Origin of the sequence: Mucilaginibacter endophyticus (assembly GCF_003351025.1) — a bacterium.
In the GTDB taxonomy this organism is placed as follows: domain Bacteria; phylum Bacteroidota; class Bacteroidia; order Sphingobacteriales; family Sphingobacteriaceae; genus Mucilaginibacter; species Mucilaginibacter endophyticus.
This window is the reverse complement of the sequence record NZ_QPCG01000010.1, coordinates 49,672-67,206: the sequence shown is the minus strand read 5'-3', so window position 1 is coordinate 67,206 and position 17,535 is coordinate 49,672. Positions and strand designations below refer to the sequence as shown.

Sequence of the window (17,535 nt, the reverse complement as noted above, 5' to 3'; positions counted from 1 at the left end):
ATGTGACCATAAGGCACCAGTTTTGGTGCCACTAGCGACTAAGTCGGTCCACCGGTCGTTTGTAGGAATGGGAACGCTCTTGTTGTCATCAGCTACATGAATGGCCTCCTATCCATAAAATAGGCGACAACAACAGTGTCGACTCGAGCCGGTGGAAAGGATGCATAGCTTCCTGAACCGACCATAACGGGGCTTTGTGCAAAACTTCCCGCTGGTGCCCCAAGCAAGCTCAGGCAAAAAAGGTAGATTTTTTTCATAAATAATAAGATAGGTGTGCTGACCAATCATTACAAAGCCCCGTGAATAAACGGTCAATTCGTTTTTTTACCAAATGTTCATTGCGGGTTATTTGAAGTGTTAGGAATTTTAGGACCGGCATGTCGGTGATATGTTTACAGTATAAAATTTAACTATGAAAAACAAATCTCTCATTCTGGCCACACTGTTTGCAGTGGCCACCTTCGGCTGTAAAAAGGCAGCACAAGAGCAACCTATCGAAGGCAACATAAAAAGCCTTTCTGTATCAAACAAACAATTCGCGTCCTCACCTCGCCCGGTTACTATCGTGATCATAGGTGCGTCGACGGCCGCTGGAATGGGTGCCACACCAATTGACTCATCTTGGGTAAACCGTTTACGATTGCGTACTGCGAACAATCCTCGTCCAATTAATTATATAAACCTGGCAAAGGGAGGATTAACCAGTTACCAAGGGGTGCCTACAGGTTTCAAAAAAACAGGCAGACCCGGCCCGGACACTGCCAGGAACATTACAAAAGCACTATCTTATCGTCCGGACCTGGTTATGATCACGTATCCAAGTAATGATATTGCCGAGGGTTTCGCTGGCAGCGAGGTGCTTAGTAATTTTGCCGTGATGGTACATTTATTGGATTCCGCCAAAATTAATTATATGGTATTTGGTACTCAACCGCGTGATTTTACAGACTCCGCACGCAGGCAAAAGTTGAGAGATGTCAGCACGCAAATCAAGGCTATCTACGGTGTCAAATCTGACGACTATTTCAGCTTCCTAAGTACCTCGTCACTGACTATCCAGAAGTCTCTGGCATATGGAGATGGGATTCATGTAAACAATAATGGTCATTTAATTATTCTTAATACAGTGCTTAATCACCCTGTTTTTAAAGCGGTGATTGCCCAGGTAGCCGTTGTCAGTAATGCACCGATTGGCTCAATAGTCAGCTTTAAAGGTAATAACAAAGCCTACGCATCCAGTGAAAACGGACAGGCTCCGATGACCTGCAACCGCCCTGGTGTATCAGGATGGGAAAAATATACAGTTGTTGACGCGGGCAATGGAAAAATAGCGCTGATGAATAAAGGCAAATATGTCTCATCTGAAAATGGCACTGCATCGATACGATGCAATAAAAATGCTATTACAGATTCGGAAAGATTTGACTGGGTCCAAAACCCTGACGGTACAGTTTCATTGAAAAGCACGACCGGCGCGTATATATCCTCGGAAAACGGTAGAGGATCAATGACTTGTTACAGACGAACTATCTCTTACGCTGAAAAATTCTCGGTCAATTAATGTAAATTTAGTATACCAAGCGGCTGTGTTCGACGGCCTGATTGGTTTTGTTATTAAAAGTGAACCCTTCGCTATCCCGTGAATCTCACTAACCTTACGAATCGCCGTTTGCTTCATCTTGGAGTGATTTTATGTAGATTATTAGGGGCCACCTGGTCATTTTACGCGAAGTTTATCCTGATTAAGTGTAAATGAATTGCATCATTTATTCCAAGATGCGATGCTCACGATGCATTTTATAATTAATTACAGTAAACCGTAATGGTGCTCCTTTGGAGCCGTGACCCTAGTCAGAGACTTTCTAAGTATGTCAAAATGTGCATCAACCTATGATCGCGGATGCAAATTGGGTTAATAAAATTCAAAATAATAAAATGCAAGAGCTGAAAGGCTTCAAAACATCGCACCTGGCACAACTGGTATGAATTAGGTGGTAACGTAAAACGGATCTTAAGAACACTATAAATAATATAGTTGAAAAGCGACCGTAACGGGATTCACGGTTCGTTTGCTTTTAACAGCCTATATCCCCTATTTAGGGGATATAGGGCATTACCCCCAATATTTAACATTGTACTTAATCATTCCTAGTTAGAATAACACATTTTATATGAAGCTTACAATTGACAGTTCGTCACCCGCATTAGAACAAGGTGAACATTTTTTTTACATTAATGGCTTTACCATGCACTGTTATATTCGGGGTAATGGTCCGGTAGCGCTTATTCCTTCACCAGGTTGGGGGCCGTCAGTAGATTATATGATGCCTCTAACCGCTCTTGAAGATTTTTGCACAGTGGTCTATTTCGACACGCGGCATAGCGGAAAATCTACGGGTCCGAAAGATCCCTCCCTATACAGTTTGGAAAACTTTATAGCAGATATAGAAGCACTGCGCAAATTCTTAAAGCAACCGAAAATATTTGTGGCAGGGCACTCCGGCGCTGGACACCAAGCTTTAGCTTATGGTATCGCCTGCGATGAACGCTTGTATGGCATCATTGCTATTGATGCTATAGCGGCACAAGATGAGTTAAGGTTTGCTGAAATGTCCCGGAGAATTGCTAAGAAAAAAAATGAGCCGTATTATACAAGTCATCCTGAATACTATAACCGTGCCAGTGAACTCATGAGAAGTCCGGCTAAAGCTCAAATGACTATTAAGCAAATCATTGACGTTACGGGAGGTTTTTATTTTTACAGGCCGGAACTTGCAAAAGAAGCCTTTAATAAAATGGAATGTAATGACGATGTACTAAAGTACACACAGGAGGCAGCTTTTCAAACCAAAAATCTACTGCCCGAACTTCATCATATCACCGTTCCGACACTTATCATCTCAGGCGAAGATGATTTTATGTGTGACCCGATCTCACAGGCGCAGCGTATACATGAAAACATTTCCTCCTCAAAGTTGGTGATTATTAAGGAAAGCGGGCATATGCCGTGGATTGAGCAACCGAAGGCCTTTAATCTTGCATGTCAAAATTGGCTGGAAGAAACCTTTGTTCTTGGTTGAATGCAATAAATGAATAGAAAGCCCTTCGCGAATTTGTTACAGTATTAAAATTCCCGAGCAATAAGATGGAACTCTGCCCAGGCTGGTCGCTTGCTTTTAGTACTGTACTGGGCTTGAACCCCAGTACAAATAGGAGCAGAAAACTTGTAACATTTGCATCAAGCTGTTCGTGTTTAGCCCAGTTGGAACTCCCGAAATCTACATATTGAACCGTATCAGGTTCATTTAACAAGTGCGACACTTGTTAATTTGGGTCTTTTCTGGAACACGTTGATCAACAGCCCCGGAATATCCACAATGCCTAATAATCATTAAAATTAATTTAGCAAAAGTTTCCAAATGTGGAAACCTTTGCTGGTCTTTGTAAATTATAAATTTATAATATTAATGAAAAAGTATGAAGTAGAAATTACGGAGGAGGCTGAAGCCTTTCTTGCATAACTCAAGGAGTCTTCAAGAAGAAAATTTTTAAAAGTCTTTAGTAAAGTAGAACTGGGGTTTATCACCAAGGATGTGTCTTGTCCTGATATAGCTTGTCACTAAAGACAAGAAAATGAAAGCAATTCCAGGGAAGAAAAAGAAAGTAGCGGCTGTCGTGAGACGTAAGCCATTTGACAAGGTCGAAGAAAAAACTAAAATTAAGATCGTTGAAGAGATAAAACCGGGATGATCAGTTGCCTGGGGGCAAGTCGAAAATATCGGGTTCCAAGAAACACGATAAAAGCATGGGCTGGTAAGCTTAATTTGACTACTTTGCTAAATGCAGACAACTCTTCAGCGCTTCCAGGGATGACCCAAAGTCAGGAATCAAGGTTACTCATCAAGAAAATACATGAGCTTACCAAAGCATTAGAACTATCCCAATTGAAGAATCTTGCTTTGGAAACAATGATCGAAGTAGCGGAAAGTGACCTTCATATCAAGATCCGAAAAAAGCGTGGTACCAAACGGTCTTAAGAATGCGGCAAAAGCGACCAGAATATACCCTGGTAGCTATTTGTGCACTGTTTGGTGTCAGCCGTCAGGCTTATTACTTAGCTCATCATAATGCGGCAAGGACGAGTATAGCACATATGGTTGTGTTGACACTGGTGGGCGAGTTCCGTGCTGCTGTTCCTATGCTGGGAACCAGAAAACTATTGCATCTGCTCATTCCGGAGATGGAAAAACATGAGATAAAGATGGGGCGGGACTTGCTGTATGACCTATTACGCTTTCATGGACTATTGATCCGCAGGAGAAGGCGCATAGTTAAAACAACAGACTCCCATCACTGGCTAAGAAAGTATCCTAACCTGATTGCGCATCTATCCTTGTCAGCACCTGAGCAGCTCTGGGTGAGCGACATCACCTATATACGTACACTGGAAGGCTTCAGTTACCTGAGTCTGATCACAGACGCTTATTCCAGAAAGATCGTTGGATATGCCCTGCATCCCAGTCTGGAAGCAATTGGCTGCATTGCAGCCCTGGAGATGGCATTAGACAGTAGAAAACGGATATCTCCATTTATCCTGATCCATCATTCTGACCGTGGAATACAATATTGCTCTCAGAATTATACAGCCCTGTTAAACGAGGATAGGATCGCGATCAGTATGACCCAAAGTGGAAGCCCCTATGAAAATGCGCTTGCCGAGCGCGTTAATGGGATTATCAAGAATGAATTCTTTCCTAAAAAGGTTTATCAGAACCACAAGGAGGCAAAGAAAAGTATCGCAGTGATCATTGGCCATTACAACGAGCGGCGCCCTCATGCAAGCTTGAATTACCATACGCCGGACCAAGCACATGGCATGTCTGGTGAAATTCAAAAGCGTTGGAAGGGATATTCGCGCCCTAAAAAAGGAAAGGAGGAAAATCAGGTTATCAACACTTGAGAGCGTGTGGGCAAAAAGAAAAAAAGAAGCAAAAAAAGAAAAACGCATTAGGATATGGAAAACTGAAGGAGTTTCCCACATCCTAACACGTCAATAATAACAATAAGGGGAAAGCTTTCAGCTATTAAGAAAATAAAAAGCGTACCCTTGTAAAGTAAAATCAGGACTAGGGAATATCGGTGTAAACTGATTCCAGTATTACTATTCAAAAACGACAAGTAAAACCAGGACGAGACACCTGATTGGACATTCCGGAGTCATTGACCACCCTGTCACGGATTAGCAAACAGCTAATTCCGTAACATTTTGACCATCGTAGATTTTTTGATTACCAATTGCGATTTTCTTAAATGCTTACACAACCTGGAGCTCCAATGCGCACGGAATGGCCTAGTCATGTCTTCCGGAATATCCACCATTAAGCCGGTTTGTGCCCAGAAGAAGCTATGAAGAAGCCATGCTTTGTAAAAGCATGGCCACAATTGGCTATTTAATACCCCTATTAAAATAACCTGATATACAAACGTTATTAAATTATAAGGATTTCGGCGTTGCACTAAAAAAAGCCCGTCTTGCAGGCGGCCCTAAGGTAGATGTAAGGCCGTATAGGGGTATTAAAATATTGGCGGCGGCCTTATAAAGCTAAAATACTAAAAACTCCTTTTAATGACAATTTGAATGAAATATAGCAAGAATATGGCGTTTTTTTTGAATTTCTGAAAACGGGATTCGTTTAAACTGTCGATAAGATTATTTCATGATTGTGATTGAATTTAGGTTACTTGCCAAATAACAGGAATAAGTTTTCATCAAAAGTAATTCCCGGCCGTCCACAGATTACCAGTTATGGTTTCCTTCTGGATGGCCATGTTTTTGAAGCTTGGATGATTACCTTTATCCACAGGATCCTTTATTTTGCTTAAATAAAGCGATCGCTATTGTAATGTTCTCATTCAGACCGAAAATCTTGATCAAAGGAGTACATCGTGATCGCTAATTGAGATAATAAAAAGTTATAGCACTTATGAAAATTTTAGTAGTTGGAGGGACCGGACTGATTGGCAAGGACGTCAGCAGAAAATTGACTGAAGCAGGTCATGAAGTGATCATTGGATCACCCTCAAAAGGTATCGACGTTGTTTCTGGCGAGGGCCTGGAACAGGCGCTGGATGGTACGGATGTGGTTATAGACCTGTCCAATTCTTCGTCGCCGGATGATGAAACGGCATTGAATTTCTTTAGGGCCGCAGGAAAGAATCTTGCCGCGTTGGAAAAGAAAGCAGACGTTAAACACCACCTAGTACTGTCGATCGTAGGGACAGACCGCGCTACCTATATTGGATACCTCAAAGCTAAGAAAGAACAAGAAGATAACATCAAAAGTTCCGGGATCCCTTACACGATTATTCGTTCTACCCAGTTTCATGAGCATATCACGACTTTAATTGCGGTTCAGGGTAACGACACGGAAGTGAATATTTCTACCGTTGAGTACCAGCCGATCGCTGCTGCCGATGTCGTAGATCTCGTCGTAAAGCTGGCCTTGGAAAAACCTAAAAACGGAACTGTGGAGATCGCTGGTGCTGAACGTGCGTCAATGACGGATTTTGTCCAAAGATATCTTACTCATAAAGGTGACAGCAAGGTTCTTATTCCGAACGATGAGGACAAATATATGTTTTTTGACATCCCAAAAAATCTGTTGGTTCCGCTTGGTGAGTTTCGGGCCGGTTCGATCCTTTTTGATGACTGGCTTAAAGCAAATTAATATTGGTCAAAATGAGCCGAAGTCAGGTCCGGTAAAGACCTGCCTTCGGTTATTTAACTTGAACAAGCGCCTGCGCGAACATGTCCATCTCCGAATCATTCAATGATGCAAATCCTACTCTGGTACCGTTAATGGTAGTTGAGTAAGGATAAATACTGCCGTCATTCATATGAATCCCTTTAGCGTACAATCTCATCGCCAGTTCACTTACGGAATAATTATCCGGAAAGACAATCCAGACGGCCATGCCGCCCTCGGGATTGGTAAATTGTACGAGATCTCCGAGAACCGCCTTTAAAAGTTCGCAAAACCGGTTGCGCCGCTGCATGTATAACTTGACCGACTTCCGCAGATGGCGCTGCATTTCGCCGGTATTAAACAATTGCGCTACGGACTCTTCGAATAATACATCGCTACGTATCGATACCAATTGCTTAAGCCGTGTAGCTTTAATGATAAAGTCCGTGCTGCCTATGAGATAACCTAGGCGGACAGAAGGTGCTAATGTTTTAGAAATGGAGCCAACATAAAGTACATAGCCGTTGTGGTCTGCACTTGCAAGGGGCAAGGTCGGACCATTATTATAGTGAAAATCATAGTCGTAATCATCTTCGATCACCGGCAGTTGATACCTTCGGATGATAGCCAATAATTTCATCCTCCTTTCCGCACTTAGCGTCACGGTCGTCGGGTGATGGTGATGCGGAATAATATATAATAGATCCGGCCTGGACTTTCGACAAACCTCTTCGATCTCGTCTACATCAATGCCATGTTCGTCCACCTTCACTTTGATTAATGTGGCCCCTAATTGTTCAAACAGCATATCCGCTAGGATATAATTCATATCCGCTACAATAACTGAGCTGCCAGGTTTCAATAATAGGTTGGCCGCGATATAGATCGCTAACTGAGCGCCTTGTGTGACCAGTACATGCTCACTTTTGATATTCAAAGCTCTCGTTCTTGATAAGAATTCAGCCAGTTCCATTCTTAACGACAGACTACCCGCAGCGTGGCCGGTCATTAACGGGCCGTGTAAAGCCGCTTTGTCCAATAATGTTTTATAACGATTGGCTATCGAATTAAGTGGAGCTATCCGTGGATCTGGATAACCATCATTGATCAATAATTGAAATGGTTTGACCTCCCGGAAAGGAGGCCGGTTAAAATGATTTTTTTTTTGAAAATTCGTTTCATCGGGAGCAGTAGAAGCTGACCGGGCTTCAGTTTTGAAAGACTTTGGGGTGACGACCGGCAAATGCCCGGCAACGAACACCCCTTTTTTTCCGTTTACTTCCAGCCATCCCTGGGCTTTTAACTCATCATATGCAGCAATGATTGTAGTACGATTAAGTCCTATCATAGCAGACATCTCACGGCTGGGAGGTAGTTGATGTCCGGGTTGAATTTTGCCGTTTCTGATCAGTGTCATTAAACCATTCGCTAGCTGTCTGAACACCGGCGTATCTGAGGTTCTGTCAATTGTTAGCAGATTGCTGTAAGGTAGGGTCTGAATGGACATTAAGGTCGGTGCTGATTACAAACTCATCAATTTAATTCTAATTTAGGCATAAAATTAAAATGAAATAGAACGATTTTCTTGAAATTCTAACCGGAAGTATTGTCTAAGTGTTTAGCGGCGGAAAAAAAAGAAAGCCCGAACGCACAAGATGATTCGGGCTTTCTGGTTAAACCTGCTTTTTATTTAAAGAGATACTTCTTTAGCTCAGCAGAAGCCTGGACAAACAAAGCCTCCGTTTGTGGAATCGTAGCCAGTCCATTGAGCAGGCCGAAATCGTGTATCACGCCATTGTATCTTACTGTCGTAGCCTTAACACCAGCTTCCAGAAGTTTTCGGCCGTAAGCTTCACCCTCGTCACGAAGAATATCATTTTCTGCAGTTTGTATTAACGTAGGCGGCAACCCTCTTAACTGTTCGATACTGGCTTGCAGCGGAGATGCGTAGATTTCCTTGCGCTTTTCGGGTTGTGGGATGTACATGTCATACATCCATTTCATTAGAGGAGTTGTCAAAAAACGATCTTGGCCAAATAGCCGGTAAGATTCGGTGTCGAATCCGGCATCCACTATCGGCCACATCATAACGGCGACTTTGATCTCAGGTCCCTTCCGCTCTTTTGCCATCAGTGACATTACCGCTGTCATATTTCCCCCTACACTATTTCCAATTACTCCAATCCGTTTCCCGTCTACATGAATTTCTGCTCCATGTTCAGATACCCATTTAAGGGCTGCATAGATCTCGTTAATAGCCACCGGATACTGTGCTTCGGGGGTACGGGTATAATTAACAAAAATGCCGGCGGCACCTGATCCTACGGCGAGATCACGGACCATCCGTTTATGAGTAGGATAATCGCCCAGAACCCAACCGCCGCCATGAATAAAAATGAAGGCCGGCAAGGTTCCCTTGGCACCTGAAGGGCGAACAATATTCAATTTTATAGTAAACCCATCCGTTTTGATCGTTTTTTCAGATTCGGTTATCCCCGAATAATCAACTTTTACCCCGGCTTGAGCATCTACCAGGACTTTTTGTGCTTCTGCCGGCTTTAAGCTTTCTACCGCAGGTCCCCCATTATTAAGGGCCTTGAGAAATGTTCGTACCTCGGGGCTAAGGTGCTCATCCGTTGAATAATCCGCTACCTGAGCCTGTGTCGCGAAAGACCCCGCAATGGTCAATGCAATTAGTAAAATAGGACGTCTGGCATTTTTTAGAAGCGCGTTCGTTTTGTTTTTCATTGAATTGTAAATTAAAGGTTAAAATATACGCGATTTGATCAATGATGATGCCTGTTTGTTAATTTTCTGATAGTCAGCGTTTTAGACTTAAATTGAATTTCTGTATCCTATCATATATCGCCAGATATGTTGGTTTTGACGAAATAGACTGTTTTGGTCCATGCTGCCTACAAGCAGTGAAAATTGAAATGTTCGGAATTATACCAGCCGGCATGAATCTCATGATGCATAAACTCCGTCATTAGGCCTCAGAGTGTTTGATAATAAAACCGGATGGGGATGTAATTATTGGTTTTCCGACTTAAGGAACTGTTTGACCTGTATATGATAAGAAATTACTAATGATAAAAGTCAATGATATTTTGTGCTTTTTGTCAATATTGAATTTCAACCTTCCAGACCCCGGCCCGGAAATTATTCGGAAACCGCTACGCGATGGAATACAAAGCTTCATTACAAATCTTCTTCGGTGTTCGCTATGGCTTCATTTTTAAGTATTTAGTTTATTTTATCATCTTTGACAGAACCTGCGGCGCGGGAATTTTTCAATAGGATAATTATAATTTATGTTGACTTGTGCCGCACGTGTGATGGGGATATTCCGAACTGTTTTTTGAAGGCGTATGAAAAATGTGAGAGATCCTGGAATCCAACTTCCATAAATACATCAAGCGGCTTCATTTTTTTTTCATGAATCATAAAATAAGCTTCATCCAATCTTTTCCTGACTAGCCATTTAGAAGGGGAATAGTGAAATGTTTTTTCAAAGTCACGTTTGAATGCCGAGAGGCTCCGCCCTGTTAAATATGCATATCGTGATATTTTTAGATTGTACCTGAAGTTCTGTTCCATATAGGCTTTAAGATCAATTTTGGACGGTTCAGTAAAATCAAACAGAATATTTTTTAATTCTGGTTGTACTTTTAAGAGAATAACCAAAATTTCCTCCAGCTTAAGTTTAACCAAAGAGTCATCATCGCCGCTAGGAAACGGGAAATATAGCTGAACAGAAGATATGAAAGCGCGGTAGAAACGGTGGTCTTTAAGCTTCAGAACCGGCGGCTTTTTTTGCCTGACTGGTAAAATGCTGATCTGACGCTCAGATGCAAATTCCTGAAGAAATTCTCTTGAAAACGTCAGCGTTACGGATCCGTAATCGCCGTTCACGGGGATTTTTACAAAACGTGCCAGGCTGTTCCTTATACCAAGCCTGAAGTCGCCCGCTTTAAATAATGAGGTTAAGGCCCCATCAACAACCTTTAGCGTCCCGGCCGTCTGGAACGCAAACATATGGTCGCTGATGAAGCTTTCCCCTGTTACTGATTTCGTGCTGTAATGAGCTTTGATTGCCTGTAATTTTCCATTCATGTTATAAATATTCAGTAATTCAATAAAGTATCAACTCCAGGCAATAACTTTAGGTTCGAGGTGCATTTCTATGCCATAACTCCAGCCAGTGCGCCCGATACCGGATTGTTTGAATCCCCCGAAAGGTGTCCTGGTTTCTGTATTGATAATCCCATTAATGATCACGCGGCCGGATTCAATTTGCCTTGATAGTTTTTGGGCTCTTGCAACATCTCCTGAGCTTATGTAAGCTGAAAGTCCGTAGATCGAATCATTAGCAATAGAAATTGCTTCTTCTTCAGTACGATAGCTGATCACTGATAATACCGGGCCGAAGATTTCCTCCCGTGCGATAACCATATCTGGAGTGACATTTGTGAAAACGGTGGGCTTCACGTAAAAACCATCCAGGCCATCAGGATGTCCCAGCCCTCCAATAAGTAATTTTGCTCCTTCATCGATGCCTTTTTGTATATAGGACTGTACACGGTCAAACTGCTGGGCGTTGACCATAGGACCGATTGAAGAGCTCGGATCATTTAAATGACCTGTTTTTATTCCCGCTACAGTCTGCGTCAGTAATTTTGAAACCAATTCAAGCCTGTGCGCAGGTACAATCAGGCGTGTGCCTGCATGGCAGGCCTGCCCGCTATTGCTGAACGAGATTGCTATAGCTCGGGGTATAGCGGATTCAAAATCGCAATCATCCAGAAGGATGTTTGGAGATTTTCCGCCAAGTTCTAAAATTGTCCTTTTCATGGTATCCGCAGCTATCTTGCCAATGGCTCTCCCTGTTTGTGTCGAGCCGGTAAATGAGATCATCGAGACATCCGGGTGCCTTGTTAGTGCAGAACCCACGACGGCCCCGGTTCCGTTTATGATATTTATCAGACCTGCGGGAATGTCCGCACTTATAAAGCATTCAGCCAAAAGCTGAGTCTCGATGGCATTAAATTCACTTGGTTTTATGACAATGGTGCATCCGGCAGCCAGCGCAGGTGCGATCTTGCCGCAGATGTGTATATAATCAGCGTTCCATGGTGTTATTGCAGCAACAACGCCAAGTGGTTCCTTGATGACAGCTGCTTTGTCGAAAAGTGTTTCAAATTTAATTTCTTCTAAAGCATTTTTGGCGTCGAGAAAGAACTGGGCGGCCAGTTTTGTCCTGCCCCTGGTTGCCGTTACCGGGGACCCATATTCCAGTATCGCTGCTTCACTCAATTCATCTTCCCGGTTCAGAACGGCATCGTGCAATTTCTGTAGTATTTCAGAACGCGCTTCAACAGAGCGGACCGCATGTTTTTTGAACGCTTTTTTTGCAGCCCGCACTCCAAGTTCTACATCCTGTTCGTTTCCCAGCCTAACTTCGCCGATAATTTCGGCTGTTGATGGGTTATATAAAGGCATCGTTTCACTGCCGATCGGTTGAATCAGTTTTCCGTCAACCAAAATTTGATTTACTGTTTTCATATGTTTTTTTTACAAAAATAAATCTGATTGTGCTTCGATACTTTGCCCGGTGGTCCAATTTTGGTTTGTTGAGTAGTCCAGGACAATTTTTTCATCAATGTGTTTTTGCAAAAGCAAGGAATGTTCCTGTTTTTCAAGTGTCTGTTTAACAGCTGTTTTATCGTTTTTTGCTTTGGTTGTACTTCGAAATAACGTAGAAAACCCGATCAGTAGCGATATAAAGTGTAGACAATAATTAATCATGTACAGCTGATTCTTCCGAACACAATGGGAACGTGGCCGAATGCGAGCCATTGTTTTCAGAAGCTACCGGGAGAATAACCTGTGCCTTACCTGATACAAAAGGCCACCTTGTAAAACAAGCGACCTCATACTATTGCTGAACTCTGAAAATTAAAATTTTTTTTGTTTAATCCAGGGTTATTGAGGCAATACCTTTTTCGACTGCATTGTCTTTAAATTCAGCCAGACCGGTTCCTTCTACCCTGAATGTCGTCACATCCGTCATCCCTAAAAATCCTAAGATCGTCGTTAGGTAAGGTGTAACGAAATCAAAACGCTTTGCATCCCCATCCGAATAGATTCCGCCGGAAGACATAGCGATATAGACTTTCTTTCCTTTAACAAGGCCTTCGGGGCCATTTTCAGTATAATTGAAGGTTTCTCCGATCCTCGTGATATGGTCGATCCAGGCCTTTAATGATGAATGGATCCCAAAGTTGTACAGCGGAGCTCCGATGACAATGATATCTGCACTCCTGATTTCCCCGATCGCATCGTCAGAATGGAACAACGCCTGAATAGCTTCCGGGCTTCTCTGATCGGCCGGAGTATAAAATGAGGTTACGTGATGTTCCTCCAGATGCGGGAAATTTTTTGAAATGAGGTCATAATTACGTATGGTGCTCCCTGGGTAAGTCTCCTGGATTTTGTTAACTATAGCTTCGCCTAGTTTGATACTAAATGATGAATTGCCTCGCGGGCTTGAAATGATATGAAGGATCTTTTTCATGTATCATTTGAATTTGTATATGGTGAATTTTTGTGGATTATTAACCTGCCACGGCCATATGATATGGTAGCTGATCTTCAGCCGGGGCTACGGGCGGGGCTTTTTCGTAAGGGTTACCCAAAAGATGTAATTTTACCGGATTGGACACCCCCCTGAGCATAACGGAAAACGACTCATGAGTTAAATCCTCATCAGCAAGCATGGAGAAGGCCTCCTCGGAAACCAACAAATTATTGTTGAGTATTTTTGTTTCTCCCTGAATACGTGACGCTATATTTACCGGAAGGCCCATGACGGTCAGTTGTGATCTCCCCAAAATTTTAGTCCTGCCTACGATAACATTTCACTGGTGCAGTCCGATGCCTATTTCCAGGATTGAATTGCAATAGGGAAAAATATGTTCCTGGTTGAATTCCTTGAGTTGGGCGAGTACAGCTCTTGCGGCTTTTAAAGAAGACCTCACCGCTGACCGAAGATCAGAGTTGATTCCAAAGACTGCGTAAATGTTATCGCCGCTTACTTCAATAATTTTGCCGCCTAGTGAAATGATCGTTTTACAAAAGCTTTCCAAAAGAATTCTGGCGATAAAAAGGACATCGTAATGAGCGTATGTATCCATTAACTTCGTGTAGTTCCTGATATCAAGGAAAAATATAGCAAGCTGCTTTTCCCTGCCAAGAGAGCGTCGGGCAAGGCAATGACTTTCTGAATTTACATCCGGGCAATGAATCTCGTTGTTATTTAGCTTTACACAGTACATCGAAATGATATTTAGTGGTTGATGGTGGCGGGCAGGATTTAAAATGTTCAGCAGAGGGAATTAATCGGAGTGTGTACCAGAAAATATCGCAGCTTTTTAACAAAGCGGTACCCTCCGGTAAGCTTTGTTATGACCGCTTTTAACGCAAAACAACACGTTAATCTCGTGTTATTAACTGAAGGTGGAATACCGATGTAAACCCTGAAGCGAAAACCATTTTTTCGGATTAACCGATTGAGAGACAATTTGCGGGTTCGATGTGAGTCTCTTTCAGTCTGTATTTGCTGAAACAAGCTGGCACAATATGAATGGGGTACTATTCTATTATATTTGCTTTCCATGACCTATGAATATTAGTGTTATTCGTTTTATTGAACACGCCAAAGTTCCGGTTATAGCGAGCGGGAATAGTCCCTATATTTCGGTAAATAGAACCAATTTTACAGTTGTTGCTGGTATTGTAACGGCGTTTTGCCTTCAAATTGTCTGAAGAATCGACTGAAGTGGGAGCTTGTATCGAACCCCAACCCCAGCGCGATTTCCTTTATGCTTTTTTGTGACTGGCTCAGGAGGAATTGAGCTTCGAGATAAATACGGCTATGGATGATGTTTAAAGCAGTTTGTCCGGTTTCCTTTTTCACAACTTCAAGGAGGTACTTAGGGGAGATATGTAATATTTGAGCATATTCCTGAACGCTGCGCTTCTCCAAAAAATAGCGGTCAACATGTTTTTTAAAATCCATTACGATCTTACTGTGCCTGCTGGCTTGTTTTGCCGCAGAAATTTTACACTTTTCGCAGGCTCTGCTCATTTCAAAAAGGGACTGAATCAGCAAGAGCCTTACTATTTGTTGATTATAGGCTTTTCGCTCCCGGTATTCCCGGTCAATCTGTTCAAATAGTGTTTTTAGCTGATAGAAAGCATCTTCGCTAAGATCATAAATAGGGGTTATGTCGGGGGAGATTTCCAACAGCTGCAGAATGACTTCTTCTTTTATGAATGACCGGGTGAGGAACTCCAGTTTGAAGAGTAGCATATAAAGCTCCAGATCGTCTGTTTTATCACGATAGGAACTGATATATTTCGGAGATACCAAATGAATGGTCAGAGGCTTAACGTCAATTGTGAATGGGCCAATGTTTTTCTGGGACTCTCCTTTCAAACAAAGTACCAGGATGTAAAAATCTGTTCTTAACGGTGGCCCGGTTTTCAGGGAACCTTGATTGCTTAACGGAATAAATTCTTCTGTAGTGGTGAACGGATCAAAATTGTTGATCCCAAAGGTCTCTAAACGGCTTTCATCAAAGGAGATATGGGATTTGACCGTAGTTCTGATACCAGATATTTTGGGTGATTTATTCATTGAACTAAATTAATGTAATTTGCTTTCCTGGAATGATGGCATAGCGTTAAAAATTAATTGAGAGGCCTTCATGACTTTTAAACTAGTCCTATCATTAAATTTGAGTATTGCTGATTTATTGCGGTCAGATTACCTCAAACTCCTCGCCCGGCAGGAGAAAAGTCTCTTTCGGCTTTTTAGAAGATATTGCCGAAATCAGGCCTCCCGGCCTAAACACATTCCGATCAATTATTTTGTCAATACATAAAAGGTTAAAATATGGCCGTCCCGTTAGATACGGCCACTTGTCGGCAATTTGGACGTTTGTTCTTAAAGACCGAATCCATAAGCTAACCTTAAGCCGATGAAATTATTAGAAGTCCCTCCCGTTTTAAATTTAGTATTGCCTTCCCATTTCACACCCGCATCAATATAATTCGAGCCTACGGGAAACTGATAGCCAACTTGAGGAGCATAGCTGAAAGCTGTCGAATTATCGTAACCGTTTTTTGCTTTATATAAAAGGAAGGATGCACCAGCTTGGCCCTGAATGTAAAAATTGTTTAGCGGAAAATATTTCAGACCCGCTTTTACCGGTATTATCTGCAGATCGGGACATTGGTCAGTTCGTTTTTGGAGAAGAAATTATTGAAGCCTGCAAGCCCTGTTAAATATATGGGGTTCCCGCTGATCGGTACATCAACCTGCACTGAACCTCCAAGGTTCCAATTGTACCGGTCATTCATGTTCCCGACAGGAATTCCGGATTCCGGACCAACGCTTAACCGGATTCCGGAATTGGTTTTTGTGTTTTGCGCTAAGGCTTTGTTTAATGTAATCTGGCTTATCAATACCAATGTCAAGAATAATTTGATGAAGTTTTTTATAATTTTTTGTTTTTAAAAATTGTATGATCTATCGTTCGAACGTTACAAAGTTGCATGGAGAGGGTATGCTGTAATAGCGACATTCGTCAAAAATATCTTGCCTTTACATAGGTGATTTCGTTGAATGGAGAGCTTATGGGGTGAGGACATCTGCCATTAAGCGCCGGCTATTTAGCTTACGACGAGTCATTATTACCTGTAAGGGAGAAGCCAGGCTGGAGATGATATAATCAAATTTCAGTAGTTCAGCGACGGATCGGATTTCGATCTATCTGAGAGATTGAATCCGGTCAAATTGTGGATGGAATTTCAACAGAAACAGTTTTGCAGATCAGAAACAAAATCAATTCGGTATTTGACATATATCAATAAGGTCAACGCTTTCTGAAGCGGCTTAGCGTTTCTACTTTAATGCCGAGGTACGAACCGATCATATTTTGCGAAAATCGCTGTATATATTCTGGATTACATGCGATCAGATCGTGAAATCTTTCTTCTGCGGTCATGCTTATCGCCGCGCGGATGCGTTTTTGTGTATCGATTGCAAGTTGTTTGTTTTGAAGCCTGACCATTTCGGCAATGGCCGGGACGGTTTGAGACAGGGTAACCAATTGTCCTGTTGTAAGCTGGAAGATCTGTGTTTTTTCTATGGCTTCAATGTTGTAGACCGAAGCTGTTTGCAGCTCCATACTCTCCCTGTCCACCATCAAGCTTTTTTCGATACTAAAAGCTATAATCGCTTCATATCCCCTGTCGTTAAGATTGTACATGTTCAGCGCCCCACTCGAAACAAAGGTCAGATACCGGCAAATATCTCCTTCCTGAAGCAGATACTGCCTTCTTCTCAACGTTTTAAATCTGACAGTTTGAGAAAGCAGGGTAGTTTCTTCCGTTGTCAGTCTGACCCCGGTGTAGGACTGAACGTTTTGAATCAATGTTCTGAATGCCTCATTCCATTCATTCTGCTCTGAATCCATCCTGCGCCGGCAACAGGTCGCATGTTTGTACCGGTTAAAATAGTTGTGGGCAATAATCTGGTTGCAGCTTGCATAATTGTAAAGGTTTCCGGTCAAAGCGTTCCAATAAGAACGCCTGTTTATAAACACCTGGTGGCCAGCATTTTATTTCGGGCCGGCATCTTATTGTATACTTTATTTCGCGTAACTGCTTAATCTCATGGGTTGTCAGTACAGCAGTCTGAATGTCGTATGGCGAACATTTG

Annotated in this window: 14 protein-coding genes; 5 read left to right on the top strand and 9 right to left on the bottom strand. The window is 42.3% G+C overall.

Translation table 11 applies throughout. The features are described 5' to 3' along the window. Positions 1 to 412 precede the first annotated feature (412 nt). From DUL71_RS28490 to DUL71_RS28470, 5 genes are all read left to right on the top strand, one after another. Entirely contained in the window at positions 413 to 1,561 is a 1,149-nt protein-coding gene (locus DUL71_RS28490; protein WP_114941218.1) for a GDSL-type esterase/lipase family protein, read from the top strand. A gap of 610 nt (positions 1,562 to 2,171) precedes the next feature. Beyond that, positions 2,172 to 3,080: an alpha/beta fold hydrolase gene (locus tag DUL71_RS28485; protein WP_114941217.1), complete on the top strand. Its 909-nt coding sequence runs from the start codon at positions 2,172 to 2,174 to the stop codon at positions 3,078 to 3,080. 789 nt (positions 3,081 to 3,869) lie between these two features. Then, complete coding sequence (locus DUL71_RS32215; protein ID WP_161964532.1) at positions 3,870 to 4,037, top strand: hypothetical protein; 168 nt, start codon at positions 3,870 to 3,872, stop codon at positions 4,035 to 4,037. 2 nt (positions 4,038 to 4,039) lie between these two features. Then, positions 4,040 to 4,960, top strand: coding sequence for an IS3 family transposase (locus tag DUL71_RS28475; protein WP_114941215.1), 921 nt, complete (start codon positions 4,040 to 4,042; stop codon positions 4,958 to 4,960). 1,024 nt (positions 4,961 to 5,984) lie between these two features. Next, positions 5,985 to 6,728 carry an SDR family oxidoreductase gene (locus DUL71_RS28470; protein ID WP_114941214.1) on the top strand — a complete coding sequence of 248 codons (744 nt, stop codon included), beginning with the start codon at positions 5,985 to 5,987 and terminating at the stop codon, positions 6,726 to 6,728. A gap of 49 nt (positions 6,729 to 6,777) precedes the next feature. On the opposite strand, the gene DUL71_RS28465 is transcribed toward DUL71_RS28470, so the two are convergent. The 9 genes from DUL71_RS28465 to DUL71_RS28415 all read right to left on the bottom strand — a co-directional run bounded on the left by DUL71_RS28465 (position 6,778) and on the right by DUL71_RS28415 (position 17,161). Next, on the bottom strand, positions 6,778 to 8,253 hold the full coding sequence (locus DUL71_RS28465; RefSeq protein ID WP_114941213.1) for an aminotransferase-like domain-containing protein: 1,476 nt from the start codon (positions 8,251 to 8,253) through the stop codon (positions 6,778 to 6,780). A 179-nt stretch (positions 8,254 to 8,432) separates the two neighbouring features. Beyond that, positions 8,433 to 9,494, bottom strand: a complete 1,062-nt coding sequence (locus DUL71_RS28460; RefSeq protein ID WP_114941212.1) for an alpha/beta hydrolase — start codon at positions 9,492 to 9,494, stop codon at positions 8,433 to 8,435. 564 nt (positions 9,495 to 10,058) lie between these two features. Continuing rightward, positions 10,059 to 10,862, bottom strand: coding sequence for a helix-turn-helix domain-containing protein (locus DUL71_RS28455; RefSeq protein WP_114941211.1), 804 nt, complete (start codon positions 10,860 to 10,862; stop codon positions 10,059 to 10,061). Positions 10,863 to 10,892: 30 nt separating this feature from the next. After that, entirely contained in the window at positions 10,893 to 12,311 is a 1,419-nt protein-coding gene (locus DUL71_RS28450) for an aldehyde dehydrogenase family protein (RefSeq protein WP_114941210.1), read from the bottom strand. 409 nt (positions 12,312 to 12,720) lie between these two features. Further along, complete coding sequence (locus tag DUL71_RS28440) at positions 12,721 to 13,323, bottom strand: FMN-dependent NADH-azoreductase (RefSeq protein WP_114941208.1); 603 nt, start codon at positions 13,321 to 13,323, stop codon at positions 12,721 to 12,723. Positions 13,324 to 13,363: 40 nt separating this feature from the next. After that, entirely contained in the window at positions 13,364 to 13,615 is a 252-nt protein-coding gene (locus DUL71_RS28435; RefSeq protein ID WP_114941207.1) for a hypothetical protein, read from the bottom strand. A 51-nt stretch (positions 13,616 to 13,666) separates the two neighbouring features. Next, positions 13,667 to 14,083 (bottom strand): adenylate/guanylate cyclase domain-containing protein, encoded by a 417-nt coding sequence (locus tag DUL71_RS28430; RefSeq protein ID WP_114941206.1) that lies wholly within the window; start codon positions 14,081 to 14,083, stop codon positions 13,667 to 13,669. Between the two features lie 440 nt (positions 14,084 to 14,523). Next, positions 14,524 to 15,447 carry a helix-turn-helix domain-containing protein gene (locus DUL71_RS28425; protein ID WP_114941205.1) on the bottom strand — a complete coding sequence of 308 codons (924 nt, stop codon included), beginning with the start codon at positions 15,445 to 15,447 and terminating at the stop codon, positions 14,524 to 14,526. 1,240 nt (positions 15,448 to 16,687) lie between these two features. Then, positions 16,688 to 17,161, bottom strand: coding sequence for a Crp/Fnr family transcriptional regulator (locus tag DUL71_RS28415; RefSeq protein WP_161964530.1), 474 nt, complete (start codon positions 17,159 to 17,161; stop codon positions 16,688 to 16,690). Positions 17,162 to 17,535: the final 374 nt, after the last annotated feature.